The sequence below is a fragment of the Flavobacterium rhizophilum genome (assembly GCF_046000485.1).
GTDB lineage: Bacteria > Bacteroidota > Bacteroidia > Flavobacteriales > Flavobacteriaceae > Flavobacterium > Flavobacterium rhizophilum.
Genome location: NZ_JBELQB010000004.1, coordinates 24,520 through 41,615 on the forward strand (window position 1 = coordinate 24,520; position 17,096 = coordinate 41,615).

The window sequence follows — 17,096 nt, forward strand, 5'->3', positions numbered from 1 at the left end:
TTACTATTCCTTGCTCTTTTCTCATTATGTGGTTTGGTAATTTAGCCTTGTAAGAAGAAAATTATTACAATCTGCAATATGAAAAACAGAAAGATATTAATCATTTCAGGTGTTATTTTACTGGTGCTGGCTGCGGCCTATTACTTCTATTTTGGTTTTTTGTACAAAGAGGCAAGAGATATAACCGCCGAAGCACCAGCTTATACCTTAACAGCCCCCGATATTGTGGATGAGTACCAAACAAATGCTGCCAAGGCAAACTCAATGTACCTTAATAAAACCATTATGGTTATAGGAAACGTAAATGATAGTGATAGCATTTCGGTTTCCCTTGAGCCTGGTGTGTACTGCAGTTTTGATATGCCTGCTAAGAACATCAAGCAAGGCGAAAATATTAAGGTAAAGGGGCGATGTATAGGCTTTGACGAACTTTTTGGTGAGGTAAAGCTGGATCAGTGTACAATTAATCAATAATACAAATGAAGAATTTTTTAGGCTTGCTATTTTGCCTTACAGTAGCGTCTTCTGTTTCAGCACAGGATGATTTACTGGCCGAGATAGACTCGGTTTCCACGCAGGATTATGTCACACCTGCTTTTAAGGGATTACAGATTGTAACCCTACAGTCAACAAAAATACCTGCCGCACAGGAATTTTATTTTGTGGTGTCCCACAGGTTTGGTTCGGTTAAAGGCGGTATTTCCGAATTTTTCGGGATGGATATGGCTACCACAAAAATAGGAGGTGCCTATGGTATTAACGAGTGGCTTTCGGTTAGTGCTTCACGCCATACACTTTTAAAAGTGTATGAGACTGCCGTAAAGTACAGGCTTGCCAATCAGGCAACCGGAGCTCCCGTAACCGTTATTGGCTACAATACTGTAGACATCAATACCTTTTTGGAAAAGGAAGATTATCCTAAAATCGAATTTGGCGACAGGTTAACTTATATAAGCCAGTTGCTGGTTTCACGAAAAATATCCGACAGGCTTTCTCTGGAAATGGTACCTATGTATATCCATAAAAACCTGTACAATCCTGATGTGGAGAACGACGACCAGTTTTCACTTGGAGCAGGGGGAAGGCTTAAGTTAACCAAAAGGTTTTCGCTTAATATGGAATATGTACACAATTTTGATAAGCCTGATTTTTATCAGAATCCATTATCGGTTGGGTTGGATCTGGAAACAGGCGGACACATTTTCCAGTTGTTGTTTACCAACTCGCAGGCCATGACCGAAGGTGGTTATGTAACCACTGCGGCAGGCGATTGGGGTAAGGGAGATTTTTTCTTTGGGTTTAATTTATACAGGGTTTTTTAATATGAAGAATACAATTTTATATACAGGTTTGTTAGCGTTGTTTTTTGTTTCGTGTGATTCCAATACTTATGAGGATATAAGCGAAGAGCAAAACATGGTAGGAACTGTTACCTATACGGCTAATGTGAAAACGATTATAGATAATAACTGTTTATCCTGCCATGCTCCGGGCGGAGTGGCTTCTTTCAGGCCGCTGCTTACCTATGCACAGGTTAAGGATGCGGTACAGAATCACAATTTGCTGGGGCGTATACAGCTACAAAACGGACAGCAGCAACTAATGCCGCAAACCGGTAGGATGCCACAGGCAAATATCGATGTGATACTGCAATGGAATACCGACGGTTTAATGGAAAATTAAAATAATATGAAAATCAGAAATTTACATTTCGTCCTGTTTTTTGTGGCAGCCATGATGCCATTTGTTTCTCATGCGCAAAAGTTTACCACTAAAACAGGAGATATAAAGTTTGAGGCTTCGGTTCCTTCGTTTGAGGAGGTAGCAGCCGAAAACAAAAATGTGTCGGCGATACTTAATACCGATAACGGTGAGCTTGCGGCACTGGCACTTATGAAAGGTTTCCGTTTTAAGGTGGCCCTTATGGAAGAGCATTTTAATGAAAACTATGCCGAAACGGCAAAATACCCTAAGGCGGTTTTTAAAGGAAAGCTGGAAGGGTTTTCGCTGAAAGCACTTTCGGAAAAACCGAAACAGTTTACCTTAACAGGTGAACTTACCCTGCATGGTAAAACCAAAAAAATTAATGATGTTGCCATGGTATTAATTAAAGGGAATGCCATTACTATAAACGGTAATTTTATGGTAAAGCCTGCCGACTTTGACATTGATGTTCCCAAAGTGGTTAGCAAAAAAATAGCCGATGAGGTACAGGTTACTTATACATTCCTATTGGAGCAGTAACCTTTAGCTTTCGGTTAACTGTTTTTAAGAACTGTTTAATTGTTAAAAACCATATCTTTATGCCCTAAAACGATCTTCATGAAAGTATTAGGGCTTTTTTTATGTCTGTTATGTATTGCTCCCGATAAAGAATTGGCTACGGTTAGGCAACAGTATATTGATGCTGCTGTTTCTGCCGAAAGTGCCCTTGCGTTCCATGCTTCGTTTGAAGATTTGGATAACAGTCATCAAAATACGACACTTTTGGCATATAAGGCGGCTTCTATAGTTTTGATGGCTAAATATGAAAAAGGCCTTTTTGCCAAAACCCGTTACTTTAATAAAGGGACTGACTTACTGGAGGAGGTAATTGAAAAGGATGCCAAAAACTATGAGGCACGACTACTACGCTTAAATATTCAGGATAATGTACCGTGGATTACGGGATACACCGGAGATATTAAAAAAGATAAAGCTTTCCTGATTGCTAATTATGCCGCACAGCCTAAAGATCTCAAAGTTTTTACCAAAAACTATGTGGTACAGTGCGATGCTTTTTCTGATAAGGAAAAGGCAGCCTTCAATTAAAAATAAGCCCTTAGCTGTACATTACCCGTATGGATGGCTTTACTGGTTTCGCTTTTACGTCCCTGATAGTTTATGTTTACATCCAGAAACTGTGTAAGGTTTTTTTGCAGCAGCAATCGCCATGTAATATTCTTTCCGGCCTGTAAACCTTCCAGCATTTGGTAGGCTGCTGGTGTAAGTTCGTTACCGGTAAAATCGTTATCATAAAGAGAGAATTCACCGTTTATGGAAAACTGCCTGTCTGAAGCATAGGTAAACGATGTTCCCACACGCTGTTGGTAAAGGGTTTCCATTTCGCCTATTTTATTCTCTTTGCTTCGATATTCATAAAAAAGATCCCAACTGGCATTTTTGGAAAATATGTACGATACTTTAGGTAATAATGCAAATCCGCCTATTTTGTAGTTTCTGCTGCCATAATTTTCAGAATAGGTGTCAGATTGCAGGGTTTGTGCCGAAAAGCCTAATAACCATAGTTTTTGTATTAAATGAGCATACTGTAACTGATGTGAACTGTTTTTACTTTCCTGAGAACCGGCATTAAGCAGAGTGCGAGCCCTGTTTTTTAAATAAGTATAGGTGACTGAGTGATGCTGTTTCCCCCGGTTATAAAACAAACTATTCCTAAAGCTGGAGTTAAGCCCCAGTAGTCCATCTTCACTATTGTCAAAAGGGTTAAGGTCAAAGGCACCCGGCTTGCGTTCTATTTTACGGTCAATTAAAAACGAGGTTTGGTTGTAAAAATAGGAAAGCAGTTTTTTAAATCTCTTTTCGTTTTGCCACTGGTTCGCATTCAGGGTAACCGATTGTGAGAACTTATTTTGATGGGTGCGTATGTATACTTGGTTGGGCAGGTATACCCTAACATATTTCGCCTGATCGGGGAAAGGGGCAATCTCAAACTCTTCCAGTTGTTGTATACCATCGTTATTATAATCATTCCAGGTGTATGTACCCTGCCCGGGTTCAACTTCAAGATAAGTGAATTCCTGTTGTGGTATGGTACCCGATGTGGTTTCATAAGCAGTGGTAACCTGTATTAACTGGTCAAAATACCTGTCGTTATACAAAAGCCTTGAGTTAAGCGACTGCTCATTTTTAATGTCAGGGTCAGTAAACTTAAGGTTCCTGTAATTTACAAAAAGACTCAGGTCGCTTTTTTCGGTTTTCATCAGTCTCGACTTCATATAGTAGGAACGGGAAGTGTTTACCTTGTTCAGAATGCCGTTTACAACACTGTCGTTAGCCCTTTGCAGGTAGCCCAGTTCCACATACACCTTAGTGCTGTCACCACGCCCTACAAAAGCTCCTAGCTCATTAAAACGCTGACTTAATGCTGATAACTGACCTGTTTCCTTAAGACGCTCCCTGTTATCTTCTATCCTCACGGTTCCGCCTACCCAGTTTTTGCCAAAATGATATTTGGCAAGGGCTTCGTTTCGTATAAATTCTGAAGCTGCATAGTCGCTGTCACTGTCCAGCCAGCTGCCCTGATTTTGTATCAGGAAATTATTAAAGATAAAACGCCCGTTAACCACATGGCGTGTTCCGGTAAAACTACCCGAAAAATCCAGTTGTTCCAGTTGGTAGTTAAGCTGCCCCTTTTGCGGTAGCCTGAATGTAGTTCCGGTTGTAAGGTAGCTTTGGTTGCCATCGGTAGTAGTGATGCCGTTAAGGTTCCAGTCGCGGTTAAACTCTATATTGAACAAACGCTCTATGGTACGGAAGTCTTTTTGGATAAATTGATAGTTGGCAAAAGCATCCAGTTCCCACTTACCTGTGTACAGGCGCTGATTGGCATCTATTTTTGCAGCATAACCATTGTTGTCGTCATTATCAAGCGACGAATACATATTGAGGTCGTTATTGCTCATACCGGCCTCAAAATCGATAAGCGTTTTTTCGCTTGGGTTGTATTTACCCAATACGGTAGCAATTTGTATTTTTTGTGGAGCCGTAAGCCGGATAACGGGCTCGTAGTCTCCCTGCGGTATACCGTTAATAGGAGGCACATACTCAAAAATTCGTCCCACAGCTGCCGAACTTGCCAGTATGTAATTACCCATATTGGTACCAAGGTAGCTGAAGCGAACATTGTACAGTTCGTCGTCAGGGTTGTTGGAATATTCAAAAACCTCAACACCGTTAATCAGCGTTTTGCGGTACAATATCTTGTTTTCGGAATAGGTGTCTACATAAGCCGAAGGAGCAATCATCTGGTCGGTATTGTCTCCTGCCTGCTTAAGGATTTCTACCTGTTCTTCGGTAAGGTTTTGTTGCAGGGGTTGGTTTTTAATATCGTTTTCAGAATACACAAAACCGCCTATGCTCCATTTTTCCTCCTCGTGGGTAATACCACCATAGGTAAGTAATCTGGTATAGCTTTGCACGGTATACTGGTATTCCACATTAATACGCATCTCACTGGTGATGGGGAATAGTGAAGTGAATATTATTTCTCCGGCATTATAATCTATAATGTAATCGTTGTTTTCGCCACGTTCCAGTAGGATTCCGTTTACAAAAACCCTTTCCGATCCCGATATTACCAGTATATACAATTCATCGTTAGGTCCTCGTAGTTTATACGGACCCTGATTGCCTTCCTGTCCGGTAAAAGTACTTCGCGCATATTGCCCCCTTACCAGTGCGGCTGCAGCAAAAACGGTAGTTTTTGAATCGTCATCTCCAAAAGAGAAGTTGGTAGATATACCCTGAACCTTTTTATTAAAGTTAAGGAAGCGGGACTGCCTGTTTTCAAGGAAAAGATCCCCGGCACGTATGCTCCAGTTATCACTGAAGAGTTCTATAAAAATCTGGTCAAACTCATCCAGTTTTTGTGAGTAACCGCCTTCCTGTAGCGGGATGTTACTGTCCTGTATGGAAGCGCGCAGGCTTACTTTATTAGATAGTTTTCCTGTAATCTGTAAATCAAGGTTGGAGTTTACCACCGCATTCTGGTTATTACCTACGGTTATACCACGGGTTATACTACCCGATGTGGTGAGTCCGTCAAACGGTTTAAAGGTATTGAGCGGGTCGCGTGTTACACGGTACAGGTTTTGGGTTCCGGTGGCATTATTGTCTACCACACGGGAATCGTCATAAATGCTGTATTTTTTGGTAAGGTATTCCGGGTAGCTCAGGTAGCGCATAAACAGGGTGTCCTGCGGTGTGTACCCATTTTTAAAAACCAGTGTGCTGTGTTTAAAGTCGACACGGTATAAGGTGGTATCTATGTCTTTCCCATTCCTGTCTTTCAGAGTAAAAAAAGCATTGTTGATGCTAACGCTGTCTATCTGTATGGTATCGGTTACGGGAGCTATTTTTCGGTTTTTAAACAGGCCGTTTGTTTCCTGACCGTAAACCGCGGAAACCAAACACAATAACGCCATTAAAAACCTATATCTCAGCATCACAAGAGTATAACTCTAAAAAAGCAAAAGTAGTGTATTTACAGGGAAGATTTAAGTATTGGTTTACAGCTTAAATTTTGTAGGTTTGACAATTACTAAACCATCACCAATATTACAATGAAAAAAGCTGAAATCATTTTAGCAGTATTGACCTTAGTAGGGATTTTATTATCTGTTCTACATATTCCGGGAGGGAATATACTAGCCGTTTTAACGATGACCATTTTAAGTATGGTTTACTTTTGTTTAAGCTTTGCCCTGCTTAACGGCTTAGGCTTTAGGGATATGATTAAAAATGACAATTATAAAGAAATCAGCGCGTTGCGTATGGTAGGTGCTGTATTGTCGGGGATTGTCTTTTCAACAGCAATAATAGGTATACTGTTCAGGTGGATGATGTGGCCGGGAGCTGGTGCAATGCTTCTTGTTAGTATCCCCGGATTTCTGATAATGCTCATAATTGTACTTATAAAGTACTTTACAAAAAAAGAATTGTTTTACAGGAATATGCTAATTCGAATTGTGATTATCGGTATTCCGTTACTTGTATTGTTTGATAATTCCTCCCTTGTCAGAAATATTAGATATAGTGATAATCCTGAACTTTTACGAGCTATAGAGGAAGCAGAACAAAATCCGGAGGACGAATCGCTTTGGAGAAAAGTTGACAGTATTAAAGGTGTTAGAGATAGGACATATCAGGAAAATAGAGAAGAGTAAATATTAAATTTTCCTAAAACTTTGACAATGTTAAAGCTGTAAGTTTTATCTTTAAAGTAAAACTTACAAATTATGACTTCAGGTAAACGAATACTATACACCGGCACTGTTTTCATAGTAGGTATTTATTTTTTAACCGCAGGGCTTATTAAAGCCAAACCCCTGCTGGCTCCCTTGCTTACGGCTGTTATACTGGCACTGCTAATGTTGCCCGTTGCCCGGAAACTGGAATCGTGGAAAATAAACCGTATGCTGTCATCGCTTATCAATACCATTTTGTTGTTTTTGGTAAGTGTGGGGTTTGTAGCGCTTATATCGATACAGATACAAAGTTTTGTGGCCGACTGGGATAAAGCAAGACAAAAAATAATGCCGCAGATTGAAAAACTAGAAGACTACATTTATGAAAAAACACCCATTAGCCCCGAGGATATTGCTAAACAGCAAAACGAAGCCACAGGGAATATGGGTAAACAGGTCATCAGTTTTATAAACGGTTTGTACTCCTTTAGCGGTGATTACCTGCTTACGTTTATTTATGTTTTCTTTTTGCTGAACTACCGCAAAAAGTTCAGGCAGTTTTTTGTAAAGCTCTTTAAAAAGAAAAACAAGGATGATGTGGATGATGTACTTACTCAGGCGGTAAAAATTACCCAGGGATATCTGTATGGTAAATTTATACTCATGATATTTTTAACCATAATATATGCTTTAGGTATGGCTGTCTTCGGGGTTAGTAACTTTATCATAATAAGTGTATTGGCAGCATTATTGTCTATAATTCCTTATATCGGGAATATTATTGGTTTCCTTATTGCTATTGGGTTAGGTTATGTGGCAGACGGTGATACAACAGCCCTTATAGGTATTGTGGTAACCTTTTCAGTTGCGCAGTTTGTAGAGTCATACCTGTTTGAACCTTATGTGGTAGGTGATAATGTAAATCTTGATCCCTTTATTACAATTATTGCAGTTGTGGTAGGGAGTATGATATGGGGAATAATCGGGATGATACTTTCCATACCCATACTGGGAATCATAAATGTTGTATTTATGCATGTAGAACCATTAAAGCCCTATAGTTTTTTACTGGGCAACGGAGATGACAGGCGGAAAAGTAAAATTATAAAGGAGCATAAATAAACTATCCGTAAACTTTTGCATCTTTGTATAAATAACCCGTTAATACTATGCGAATAATCTGTCTTTATCTGTTATTGTTTTTTACTCTTCCATTACTGGCACAAACTAATGAAACAGATAAGGCTGCTGTGCAATCGGATAGCCTGCTAACTCCCGATCCGTTATACAGGGAAGATCAGTTTTATGCTTCCGTTTCCTATAACCTTATTCACGGTAAAGCCGAGCAGTATTCGCAAAACTCATTCTCTACAGGACTTACATTAGGTTTTTTAAGGGATATTCCGCTTAATGAGGCAAGAAACAGGGCGGTGTCCATTGGTTTGGGATACTCCTACACCAATATAAAGCATAACCTGAAAGTGTCTGAAGTTACAGAAAGGGAAATTACCGGTAGAGCATATGAGGTTGTGTCTGATAGTGATTTTTCAAAAAACAAATTGGTACTCCATTACTTAGAGTTGCCTATTGAACTACGATGGAGAAACTCTACAATGACCAGTCATAAATTCTGGAGAATTTATACAGGGTTCAAAGTAAGCTATCTGTTAAACGACCGCTCCCAGTTTGAAAGCAATGAAGGCACAATAAAAATACAGCATAACCCGGATGTTAACAAATGGATTTCTACAGCGTATGTTTCGGCAGGATGGAATACATGGAACTTTTATGCAGCTTATTCCTTTACCCCGATTTATAAAAATGCCTATACCAAACAGGGAGAAGAATTAAAGCTGAGTTCTTTTAATATCGGGCTAATGTTCTATATATTGTAAACATGAAAGAGGTTTTAAGAAAACATATCGAGGAGATAGTTCCTTTAACAGACGATCAGTTTGATATTGTGTTTTCTTATTTTAAACCTAAAAAACTCAAAAAGAAAGACTTTTTGGTAAAGCAGGGTGATAGTGTAAACTGCGAGTATTTTGTGGTAAACGGACTCGTAAAGGCTTTTTATACTGACGATGAGGGTAAAGACCATATTATGCAGTTTGCTATGGAAAACTGGTGGGTAACCGATTATCAGGCATTGCTCCATAAAACTCCGGCACAATTGGATATTGACTGCCTGGAGGATACCAAATTGCTTTGTATTACCCTTGAGGATAAGGATAAACTTTGCGCTTCACTTCATAAAATGGAATACTTTTTCAGAAAGAAATCAAACTCCGGCTATGTGGCTTTACAAAGGCGTATCCTTTCGTTGCTTAATAATGATGCTAAAGAGCGTTATGAGCAGTTTATGAGTTTATACCCGTCGCTGTATCAAAGAGTGTCTAAAACACTTATAGCGGCTTATTTGGGTGTTACGCGCGAAACTTTAAGCAGACTGGCATAATTCTTTTAGCTATAAAAATGTGATGTATGTCCTGTGTATTGCAAATACGGGACTGTAAATTTGCAGTGTTAATTAATTAAATATCACTATGAAAAAAGTACTTTTTAAAGCCGCTTTTCTGGTTTTAGCACTTTCGTTTGCTTCCTGTAAGGAAACAGAGAAAAAAGAGGAGACAGATACTCAGCCGCAGGAAGAAATCAAAACAACAGAGAAAAAGATTTTGTTTGTTGTGACAAGTCATGACAAAAAAGGGGATACCGGTAAACCTACCGGATATTACCTTGCAGAGGTAGCGCATCCGTGGGAGGTACTGCATGAAGCAGGTTATACTATTGATTTTGTTAGTCCGAAAGGAGGAAACCCTCCGGTAGATGGTTTTGATCTTAATGATGAGGTGAATAAGAAGTTTTGGGAGGATGAGGAATATCATGCCAAAATTGAAAATACAATGACACCGTCTCAAGTAAACCCAAAAGACTATGAGGCTATTTATTATGCGGGTGGTCACGGTGCAATGTGGGATTTGCCTGACAACGAAGAACTGGCTAAAATAGCTGCGCAGGTATATGAAGATGGCGGAATTGTAGGCGCTGTATGTCATGGTCCTGCCGGACTGGTAAATATAAAACTGTCAGACGGATCGTATCTGGTAAGCGGTAAAAAAGTAAATGGATTTACTAATGAGGAGGAAAAAGCGGTAGAGCTTGAAAATGTAGTTCCGTTCCTGCTGGAAAGCAAGTTAATTGAACGTGGCGGACAGTTTGAAAAATCAGGAATGTGGGAACCTCATGTAACTGTAGATGGCAGACTTATTACAGGTCAAAATCCTCAATCGGCAAAAGGAGTAGGGGAAGCGATACTAAAAAAGCTGAACTAAATTATATAAAACTGGTTATTCTATAAGGCGGACTAAGGTCCGCTTTTTTTTACAGCCACCAATGCCATAGCGCTACCTGAGGTACAATGCCTATAAGTAAGCCCTGTAATAGTTCATTTGGTGTGTGTGCTTTTAGATACAGCCTTGAAGAGGCTGTAAAGCCGGTGCATAGTATAAAGAAAGCAATAGTATAATTAAGTCTAAGGTGAAAATGTAGGGATAGACTTATAAGGAAAACGGTAAGCGCGCTAACACCCATCATGTGTAGGCTGGATTTTTGGTTAAACAGCACCATTACTATTGCCAGTGCCGTACTGATGAGGTAACCTGCAAAATAATAATACAGTTCGGGGATGGTAGTGTTACCAAATCCCTGATAGAGCATTATGCCTAATAGTAATGCCTGTATAATAAGGGGAATTTTACGCTCCTTCCTGTCCAGCTTCATGGTAGAGTGTACCAGTCCCAGTGAGTGAAGGAGGTAATATATGGATATAGGTAAGAGTACGGTAAGTATAAGTACCTGTACACTTACCAGTATAATTTCATAACTGTAAAAATATTGATGGGCAAATAAAAAATATAGCAGCGCAGCATATACCGATACAAACAACGGGTGGAATATATAGGAGAAAGCCGGCAGTATTTTCTTCATATTAAATCCTCTTTCTCATTCTTGCTACCGGGATATCCAGTTGCTCCCTGTATTTTGCAATAGTCCTTCGGGCTATAGGGTAGCCTTTTTCTTTTAGTATTTCGGCAAGTTTATCGTCCGGTAACGGTTTTCTCTTGTCTTCTTCGTCTATAACGTTTTGAAGTATTTTCTTGATTTCAATGGTAGACACATCTTCTCCCTGATCATTTTTCATAGCTTCAGAGAAGAATTCCTTAATCAGCTTGGTGCCATAAGGTGTTTCTACATACTTACTGTTTGCTACACGGGATACGGTAGAGATGTCCAGTCCTACCATATCGGCAATATCCTTAAGGATCATCGGTTTCAATTTGGTTTCATCACCGTCAAGAAAATATTCTTCCTGATAATGCATAATGGCATTCATGGTGACAAAAAGGGTTTCCTGACGCTGTTTTATAGCGTCTATAAACCATTTTGCCGAATCCAGTTTCTGTTTAATAAACTGTACTGCATCTTTTTGCTGATTGGATCTGTCTTTAGACTCTTTGTAGCTTTGCAGCATTTCCTGATAATCTTTCGATACGTGTAATTCAGGAGCATTTCTTCCGTTAAGGGAAAGTTCCAGCTCGCCGTCTACAATCCTTATGGAAAAATCAGGAACAACATGTTCCACAACTTTTGAGTTGCTGTCGTAAGCTCCCCCCGGTTTTGGGTTTAGCTTTTCTATCTCGTCTATAGCTTTTCTAAGCTGATCCTGACTGATGTCATACTTCTGCAACAGTTTGTCGTAATGCTTTTTGGTAAAGGCATCAAACTGATTTTCCAGTATATCAATAGCCAGGTCAATAGACTCGGTAGGGGTTTTATGTTTTAGCTGTAACAGCAGGCACTCCTGTAGGTCGCGTGCGCCAACTCCTGCCGGTTCCAGCTGGTGTATAATGTGTAGTATGTTTTCTACAGTTTGGCCGTCTGTGTAAATACCCTGTGTAAAGGCCATATCGTCCACAATGTCGTCCACACTTCTGCGGATGTATCCTGTATCGTCAATACTGCCCACTAAAAACTCAGCAATATCCCTCTCATTATCACTTAGTATAAAAGTGTTAAGCTGGTCAATAAGATTTTGATGGAAACTAACAGGCGCGGCATAAGGCATGGTACGCTCTTCGTCGTCGTCACTGTAGTTGTTTGCCTGCAATTTATAATTGGGTATTTCGTCGTCGCTAAGGTATTCGTCAATGTTAATATCATCGGCTTCTATCCTATCATTATCATAGTCGTCATAATCATCGTAATCGTCATTGCCAAACTCATCAGTTTCGTAGTCATCCTCTTTGCCTGTTTCCAATGCAGGGTTTTCCACCATTTCTTCTTTAAGGCGTTGCTCAAATGCCTGCGTTGGCAATTGTATCAGCTTCATCAGCTGAATTTGCTGCGGCGATAATTTCTGTGATAATTTTAATTGTAAATTCTGTTTGAGCATAGTAAAAACATAGAGTTTTATGAATTATAAAAGTACAAAAAAGCCCTTTTAAAACGCTATATTTTTAGAAAAAATTATAATTGAAATAAAAAAAGGTATAATTTTTGATATGGAAGTATATGTCTTACATATCTTATTAATACAATGTATTAAAAAAGCCCTGCATTTTTTGCAGGGCTTTTTCTATAATCTAATATCTCAATTCTCGATACTAATTTCTGGAAATTAAAACTCAGCGTTTTGCGGAGTCCTTGGGAAAGGAATCACGTCACGGATATTGCTCATACCGGTAACAAACAGTACCAAACGCTCAAAACCAAGTCCGAAACCACTGTGTACAGCAGTACCGAAACGGCGTGTGTCAAGATACCACCATAGTTCTTCCTCATCGATGCCAAGTTCGGCAATTTTTTGCTGAAGTACGTCAAGACGCTCTTCCCTTTGTGAACCACCCACAATTTCTCCAATACCAGGGAAAAGGATATCCATAGCGCGAACGGTTTTGTTGTCGTCGTTAAGGCGCATATAGAATGCTTTAATCTTAGCAGGGTAATCAAACAGTATTACCGGAGATTTAAAGTGTTTCTCTACAAGGTAACGCTCGTGCTCACTTTGCAGGTCGGCACCCCATTCCTCAATAATATAGTTGAACTTTTTGTTCTTGTTAGGTTTAGAGTTTTTAAGAATGTCGATAGCTTCTGTGTAGCTAACACGCTTAAAGTTGTTCTCCAGTACAAACTGAAGTTTCTCTAAAAGTCCCATGCCGCTACGCTCATTTTGTGGCTTTTGTTTCTCTTCGGCAGCAAGGCGCTCGTCCAGGAATTTAAGGTCATCCTCACATCTTTCCATAGCATATTTAATAACATACTGGATAAAATCCTCGGCAAGATCCATGTTAGCATCAAGATCGTTAAATGCAACCTCTGGTTCAACCATCCAGAACTCGGCAAGGTGGCGTGATGTGTTAGAGTTTTCAGCACGGAAAGTAGGGCCAAATGTATATACCTGTCCTAAAGACATAGCATAGGTTTCTGCCTCAAGCTGACCTGATACGGTAAGGTTTGTTTCTTTACCAAAGAAATCTTCTTTATAGTCTACTTTGCCCTCCTCTGTACGTGGTGTGTTATCAAACGGTAATGCTGTTACTTTGAACATTTCACCTGCACCCTCGGCATCACTACCGGTAATGATAGGTGTGTTTACATACACAAATCCTTTTTCCTGAAAATACTGGTGGATGGCAAATGATAATACCGAACGTACCCTCATGATAGCTCCAAAAAGGTTAGTGCGTGTTCTAAGGTGAGCGTTTTCCCTTAAAAACTCAAGAGAGTGTTTTTTAGGCTGCATAGGGAATTTCTCAGCGTCGCTGTCTCCTAAAATTTCAACCTGCGAAACTTTTATCTCATATTTCTGTCCTTTACCCTGGCTTTCCACAAGGCTACCCTTAATGGCTACTGCTGCTCCGGTTGTGATACGTTTTAAGGTTTCTTCCGGAGTATTTTCAAAGTCAACAACGCATTGGATATTATGTATAACCGAACCATCGTTCAGTGCTATAAACTGATTATTTCTAAAAGTTCTTACCCATCCTTTTACTGATACTTCATCAATCGTGTTGGTGCTATTCAACAGGTCTTTAACTTTTGTGTGTTTCATTTTTATAATAAATTAAATAGAATAAACTGGAAATCAGCTGTGTTTTGATGTTTTTCAAAATACAAATGCCTGCAAATGTAGTAAAAACAACAAAAAGGTGTAAATATTAAAACCATAATTTGGAAAACTTTACCTTGTCTTAAAGTAGTATCTTTGCCTTTGTTTAAACAATAGTGCCATGAACTGGATTTTACTTGTTATAGCAGGGCTTTTTGAAGTGGGCTTTGCGTCCTGCCTTGGTAAGGCTAAAGAGACTACCGGAACAACCTCTCAATTATGGATGGGTGGTTTTTTTGTATGCCTTGCCATTAGTATGTTTTTATTGTATAAGGCTACCCAAACACTGCCTATTGGTACTGCCTATGCTGTATGGACAGGAGTAGGAGCAGTAGGTACGGTTTTAGTTGGGATTGTTGTGTTTAAGGAGCCGGCAGATTTCTGGAGGCTTTTTTTTATTACTACACTTATTGCCTCTATTATAGGACTAAAATTTGTTTCGCACTAAAACAGGCTAAATACAAAAGACAGCTTAATAGATATGTTACGGTCAAACTCAGGTAAATGATAGGGCCCGTAACGGTAAAAAGCAGTTAACCCTAGTCCTTTAAATATTTCATTAAGTTCCACACCACTTTCATAGAAACCCTTTTCCAGTGTGTTGTATGGCTGTCCTATGTGTTTTTCCGGACTTTCCATATTACCCCAAACGCCACGGGTTACCAGTACCGGACTAAGTTTGATGTCGCCAAAAAGATTTAGCCTCCTAAAGGCGTGCTTTACCTGAAACATGGCATACTGACTGGAGAAAAACTCGTTAAAGTACATGGTTTCAAAACTGTTTTTACCTGCAAAGGTAATACGGGCTATAACGCCATCTTTGTCCAGGTTGTTTGGAGAAGTGCTGTACAGGTGGGTAATAGGGGTGTCGCCCATGGCTAAACCTCCCTGTATAACGAGCGATGTTTTTTGTCCGCTTATATATTTTTTTTCGTATTCTGTTCTGAAATCGAGTTTTCCAAAAGTAAAATCACTTTCAAATAAGCCTGTAACCGCCTGAGTGTACTGGAATGTGAATTTAGGGAATCGCTTTTCTACCTCTATACGCCCTGCGGGAGTCTGCATGAAATCGCTAAATGGGTTCCATTGCAGGGCTGCCTCAAAGGTACTGAGGTTGTATTTTGTGTATAACTGTCCGTTGGTATTAAAAGCATAATCAAAGCGTGGCTCTACACTGGTGCGGCTAAAACCCCATCGGCTTTCGGTTTTCGGGATTATTTTGGTTTCAATATAACCGTGCCATTTACGGTACTTATAAAAAGTGGAAACGTTTATAGGGCGGGGGTCGTATATTTTAAATACCCGTTTATCTGTGGCGAAATTGGTACTACCAATTTCCTGTACATCTTCGGTAAAGGAACCTCCAATCCATGAGTCGGAAAAACGACCAAGTCGTACAGCTCCGCCAAGGTTGTATTTAAACTGTCCGTCTTTAGTACCATAAGCGCCATAAGTGCTAATACGAAATACTTCAGAGAATTTATTGTTGGTTATTCCACCTACACCAAACCTTACACCTTCGTAGTTGTTGTATTTTACAATCTGCCTCAGGTCAAAATCAAAAAAGCCTACAGGCAGGTATCCGGTAATAACCCTTTTACCTAAGTTGATAAACTGTTCTATTCTCTCCTTGGTAAGGATGCTGTCCAGTGCCGGGTAGGTTTTAATACTGCGTTCGTCCAGCGTGTCGGCTCTGTGTTGTGTCCAGTAGCTTTCAGGGCGGGTTATGGCTTCTTCATTTATCTCTATAGCAATTGCCGGTCTTTTAATTGTTAACGGGATGTTGAATTCCTTGTCGGAATTAATGGATTCAGAATATACATACACGAAGTCGGATGGTTCCTTATCCCTGTCGGAATTCGTACTGTTTATAGCATCAAATTTAATGGTCTCACCCAGTATGTTTATGTCTTCGCGGTTGTTTCCCTTTACTATTTTAAGGGTTTTCCTGTCGGGAAACCAAATGCCCTGTTCTTCCTCAAACTTAAACAGGTGGGTAGAGGTTATATCCAGTACGTTTTTTACCCTAAATACGGCTTTTGCTACGCCAAATGTATTGCTGTCTATGTATACAAGGCCGTCTAGCCTTTTTTTCTTGTTAGCTCGTTTTGGGGTAAAATAGATCATGAACGTTTTGCGGTTGTCTATATATACCGTGTCGAGTATTCTGTATTTGTACTCTAAAAGTGCGTTGTATGATAAAGGTCCCCTGTACTTGGTTTCCAATAAATCTACATCATTATAAACTGAGTAAGATTGCAGGCTAAGGCCTATAAACTCGTATACTGGTTGTTTGAACCCGGCCATACGTGCAGCAAGTATATTTTCTTTAAGCCCGTCTTTTTTTGTATAGCTGAACTCTGATATCTTTTCGGTTTGATACAGGTGTTGTTTTTCAATCAGCTTTTTAAATTTATAGTCGGTGGAGTCTATTTTTAATATCCTTCGCCCTGTTTTTTCGTACAGGTAAATTGAATCCAGTTTTGAGCTTATGGAATCGGGATTAGCCGTAACAATAAGTTTGTTGTAGGTTTTGTATCTAAAATTGTTTAGTTTTTGTTGCGGGTCATTATTCTCCTTAATACGAATGGCATGTTTTATTATAGTTGTAGCCTTGTTGGCTTGGTTAATAACCAGTTCTTCAAGTTCGTTTGGTTTGGATTTAAGTACTACGGTGTAAAATTTTTTTGTACTGTGTGTTTTAACAGTTTTGGCTTCATAACCGGTATAGGTAATGGTTATGCTTTGTTGTTTGGTTTTGCTTTCTATTATGAATTTACCGTCAAGGTCGCCAATAATGGTATTGCCTTCCTGTGTTTTTATAGTAGCAAAAGGCAGAGGTGAGTTAGTACTGCCGTCCTTAACTATCCCGGTTATTGTAAACTGGGCGTTGGCAGCCATGCTGAACAAAAAAAGCAGGACGGTAATAACTCTCATAGGGGTTTTTAAAGCTAAAC

At 39.6% G+C, this 17,096-nt stretch carries 16 protein-coding genes; 11 read left to right on the forward strand and 5 right to left on the reverse strand.

The genetic code is table 11. The annotated features are described in order from the left end of the window. The first annotated feature begins 78 nt into the window (after nucleotides 1-78). The 5 genes from ABS768_RS05870 (at nucleotide 79) to ABS768_RS05890 (ending at nucleotide 2,811) form a co-directional block, all read left to right on the forward strand. Nucleotides 79-474 carry an OB-fold protein gene (locus tag ABS768_RS05870; protein WP_408074046.1) on the forward strand — a complete coding sequence of 132 codons (396 nt, stop codon included), beginning with the start codon at nucleotides 79-81 and terminating at the stop codon, nucleotides 472-474. 5 nt (nucleotides 475-479) lie between these two features. Next, nucleotides 480-1,322 carry a DUF5777 family beta-barrel protein gene (locus ABS768_RS05875; protein ID WP_408074048.1) on the forward strand — a complete coding sequence of 281 codons (843 nt, stop codon included), beginning with the start codon at nucleotides 480-482 and terminating at the stop codon, nucleotides 1,320-1,322. A gap of 1 nt (nucleotide 1,323) precedes the next feature. Beyond that, nucleotides 1,324-1,683: a cytochrome c gene (locus ABS768_RS05880; protein ID WP_408074049.1), complete on the forward strand. Its 360-nt coding sequence runs from the start codon at nucleotides 1,324-1,326 to the stop codon at nucleotides 1,681-1,683. A gap of 6 nt (nucleotides 1,684-1,689) precedes the next feature. Then, on the forward strand, nucleotides 1,690-2,244 hold the full coding sequence (locus tag ABS768_RS05885) for a YceI family protein (RefSeq protein WP_408074050.1): 555 nt from the start codon (nucleotides 1,690-1,692) through the stop codon (nucleotides 2,242-2,244). A gap of 78 nt (nucleotides 2,245-2,322) precedes the next feature. Further along, the gene (locus ABS768_RS05890) at nucleotides 2,323-2,811 is read left to right on the forward strand and encodes a hypothetical protein (protein WP_408074052.1); all 489 of its coding nucleotides are present in this window, start codon (nucleotides 2,323-2,325) and stop codon (nucleotides 2,809-2,811) included. Here ABS768_RS05890 and ABS768_RS05895 read toward each other — a convergent pair. Then, nucleotides 2,808-6,227 carry a hypothetical protein gene (locus ABS768_RS05895; RefSeq protein WP_408074053.1) on the reverse strand — a complete coding sequence of 1,140 codons (3,420 nt, stop codon included), beginning with the start codon at nucleotides 6,225-6,227 and terminating at the stop codon, nucleotides 2,808-2,810. The genes ABS768_RS05890 and ABS768_RS05895 overlap by 4 nt on opposite strands. A 117-nt stretch (nucleotides 6,228-6,344) precedes the next feature. On the opposite strand from ABS768_RS05895, the gene ABS768_RS05900 reads away from it, so the two are divergent. From ABS768_RS05900 to ABS768_RS05920, 5 genes are all read left to right on the forward strand, one after another. After that, the gene (locus ABS768_RS05900) at nucleotides 6,345-6,947 is read left to right on the forward strand and encodes an MFS transporter (RefSeq protein WP_408074054.1); all 603 of its coding nucleotides are present in this window, start codon (nucleotides 6,345-6,347) and stop codon (nucleotides 6,945-6,947) included. Nucleotides 6,948-7,019: 72 nt separating this feature from the next. Continuing rightward, complete coding sequence (locus tag ABS768_RS05905; RefSeq protein ID WP_408074055.1) at nucleotides 7,020-8,090, forward strand: AI-2E family transporter; 1,071 nt, start codon at nucleotides 7,020-7,022, stop codon at nucleotides 8,088-8,090. Between the two features lie 47 nt (nucleotides 8,091-8,137). Continuing rightward, the gene (locus tag ABS768_RS05910; RefSeq protein WP_408074056.1) at nucleotides 8,138-8,863 is read left to right on the forward strand and encodes a porin family protein; all 726 of its coding nucleotides are present in this window, start codon (nucleotides 8,138-8,140) and stop codon (nucleotides 8,861-8,863) included. 2 nt (nucleotides 8,864-8,865) lie between these two features. Next, nucleotides 8,866-9,426 carry a Crp/Fnr family transcriptional regulator gene (locus tag ABS768_RS05915; protein ID WP_408074057.1) on the forward strand — a complete coding sequence of 187 codons (561 nt, stop codon included), beginning with the start codon at nucleotides 8,866-8,868 and terminating at the stop codon, nucleotides 9,424-9,426. Nucleotides 9,427-9,514: 88 nt separating this feature from the next. Further along, nucleotides 9,515-10,303, forward strand: a complete 789-nt coding sequence (locus ABS768_RS05920) for a type 1 glutamine amidotransferase domain-containing protein (RefSeq protein ID WP_408074058.1) — start codon at nucleotides 9,515-9,517, stop codon at nucleotides 10,301-10,303. A gap of 49 nt (nucleotides 10,304-10,352) precedes the next feature. Here ABS768_RS05920 and ABS768_RS05925 read toward each other — a convergent pair whose 3' ends face one another. From ABS768_RS05925 to asnS, 3 genes are all read right to left on the reverse strand, one after another. Then, the gene (locus ABS768_RS05925; protein WP_408074059.1) at nucleotides 10,353-10,958 is read right to left on the reverse strand and encodes a hypothetical protein; all 606 of its coding nucleotides are present in this window, start codon (nucleotides 10,956-10,958) and stop codon (nucleotides 10,353-10,355) included. 1 nt (nucleotide 10,959) lies between these two features. Beyond that, on the reverse strand, nucleotides 10,960-12,423 hold the full coding sequence (gene rpoN / locus ABS768_RS05930; RefSeq protein WP_408074060.1) for an RNA polymerase factor sigma-54: 1,464 nt from the start codon (nucleotides 12,421-12,423) through the stop codon (nucleotides 10,960-10,962). Nucleotides 12,424-12,648: 225 nt separating this feature from the next. Beyond that, a complete protein-coding gene (gene asnS, locus ABS768_RS05935) occupies nucleotides 12,649-14,082 on the reverse strand; it encodes an asparagine--tRNA ligase (protein WP_157483095.1) in 1,434 nt (477 codons plus the stop codon). A 178-nt stretch (nucleotides 14,083-14,260) separates the two neighbouring features. Between asnS and ABS768_RS05940 the strand changes: the two genes are divergently transcribed. Continuing rightward, nucleotides 14,261-14,587, forward strand: coding sequence for a DMT family transporter (locus tag ABS768_RS05940; RefSeq protein ID WP_408074061.1), 327 nt, complete (start codon nucleotides 14,261-14,263; stop codon nucleotides 14,585-14,587). Here the strand turns inward: ABS768_RS05940 and ABS768_RS05945 are convergent. Continuing rightward, nucleotides 14,584-17,076 (reverse strand): DUF5686 family protein, encoded by a 2,493-nt coding sequence (locus ABS768_RS05945; RefSeq protein ID WP_408074062.1) that lies wholly within the window; start codon nucleotides 17,074-17,076, stop codon nucleotides 14,584-14,586. The two genes, ABS768_RS05940 and ABS768_RS05945, sit on opposite strands and share 4 nt — an antisense overlap. Between the last annotated feature and the right edge of the window lie 20 nt (nucleotides 17,077-17,096).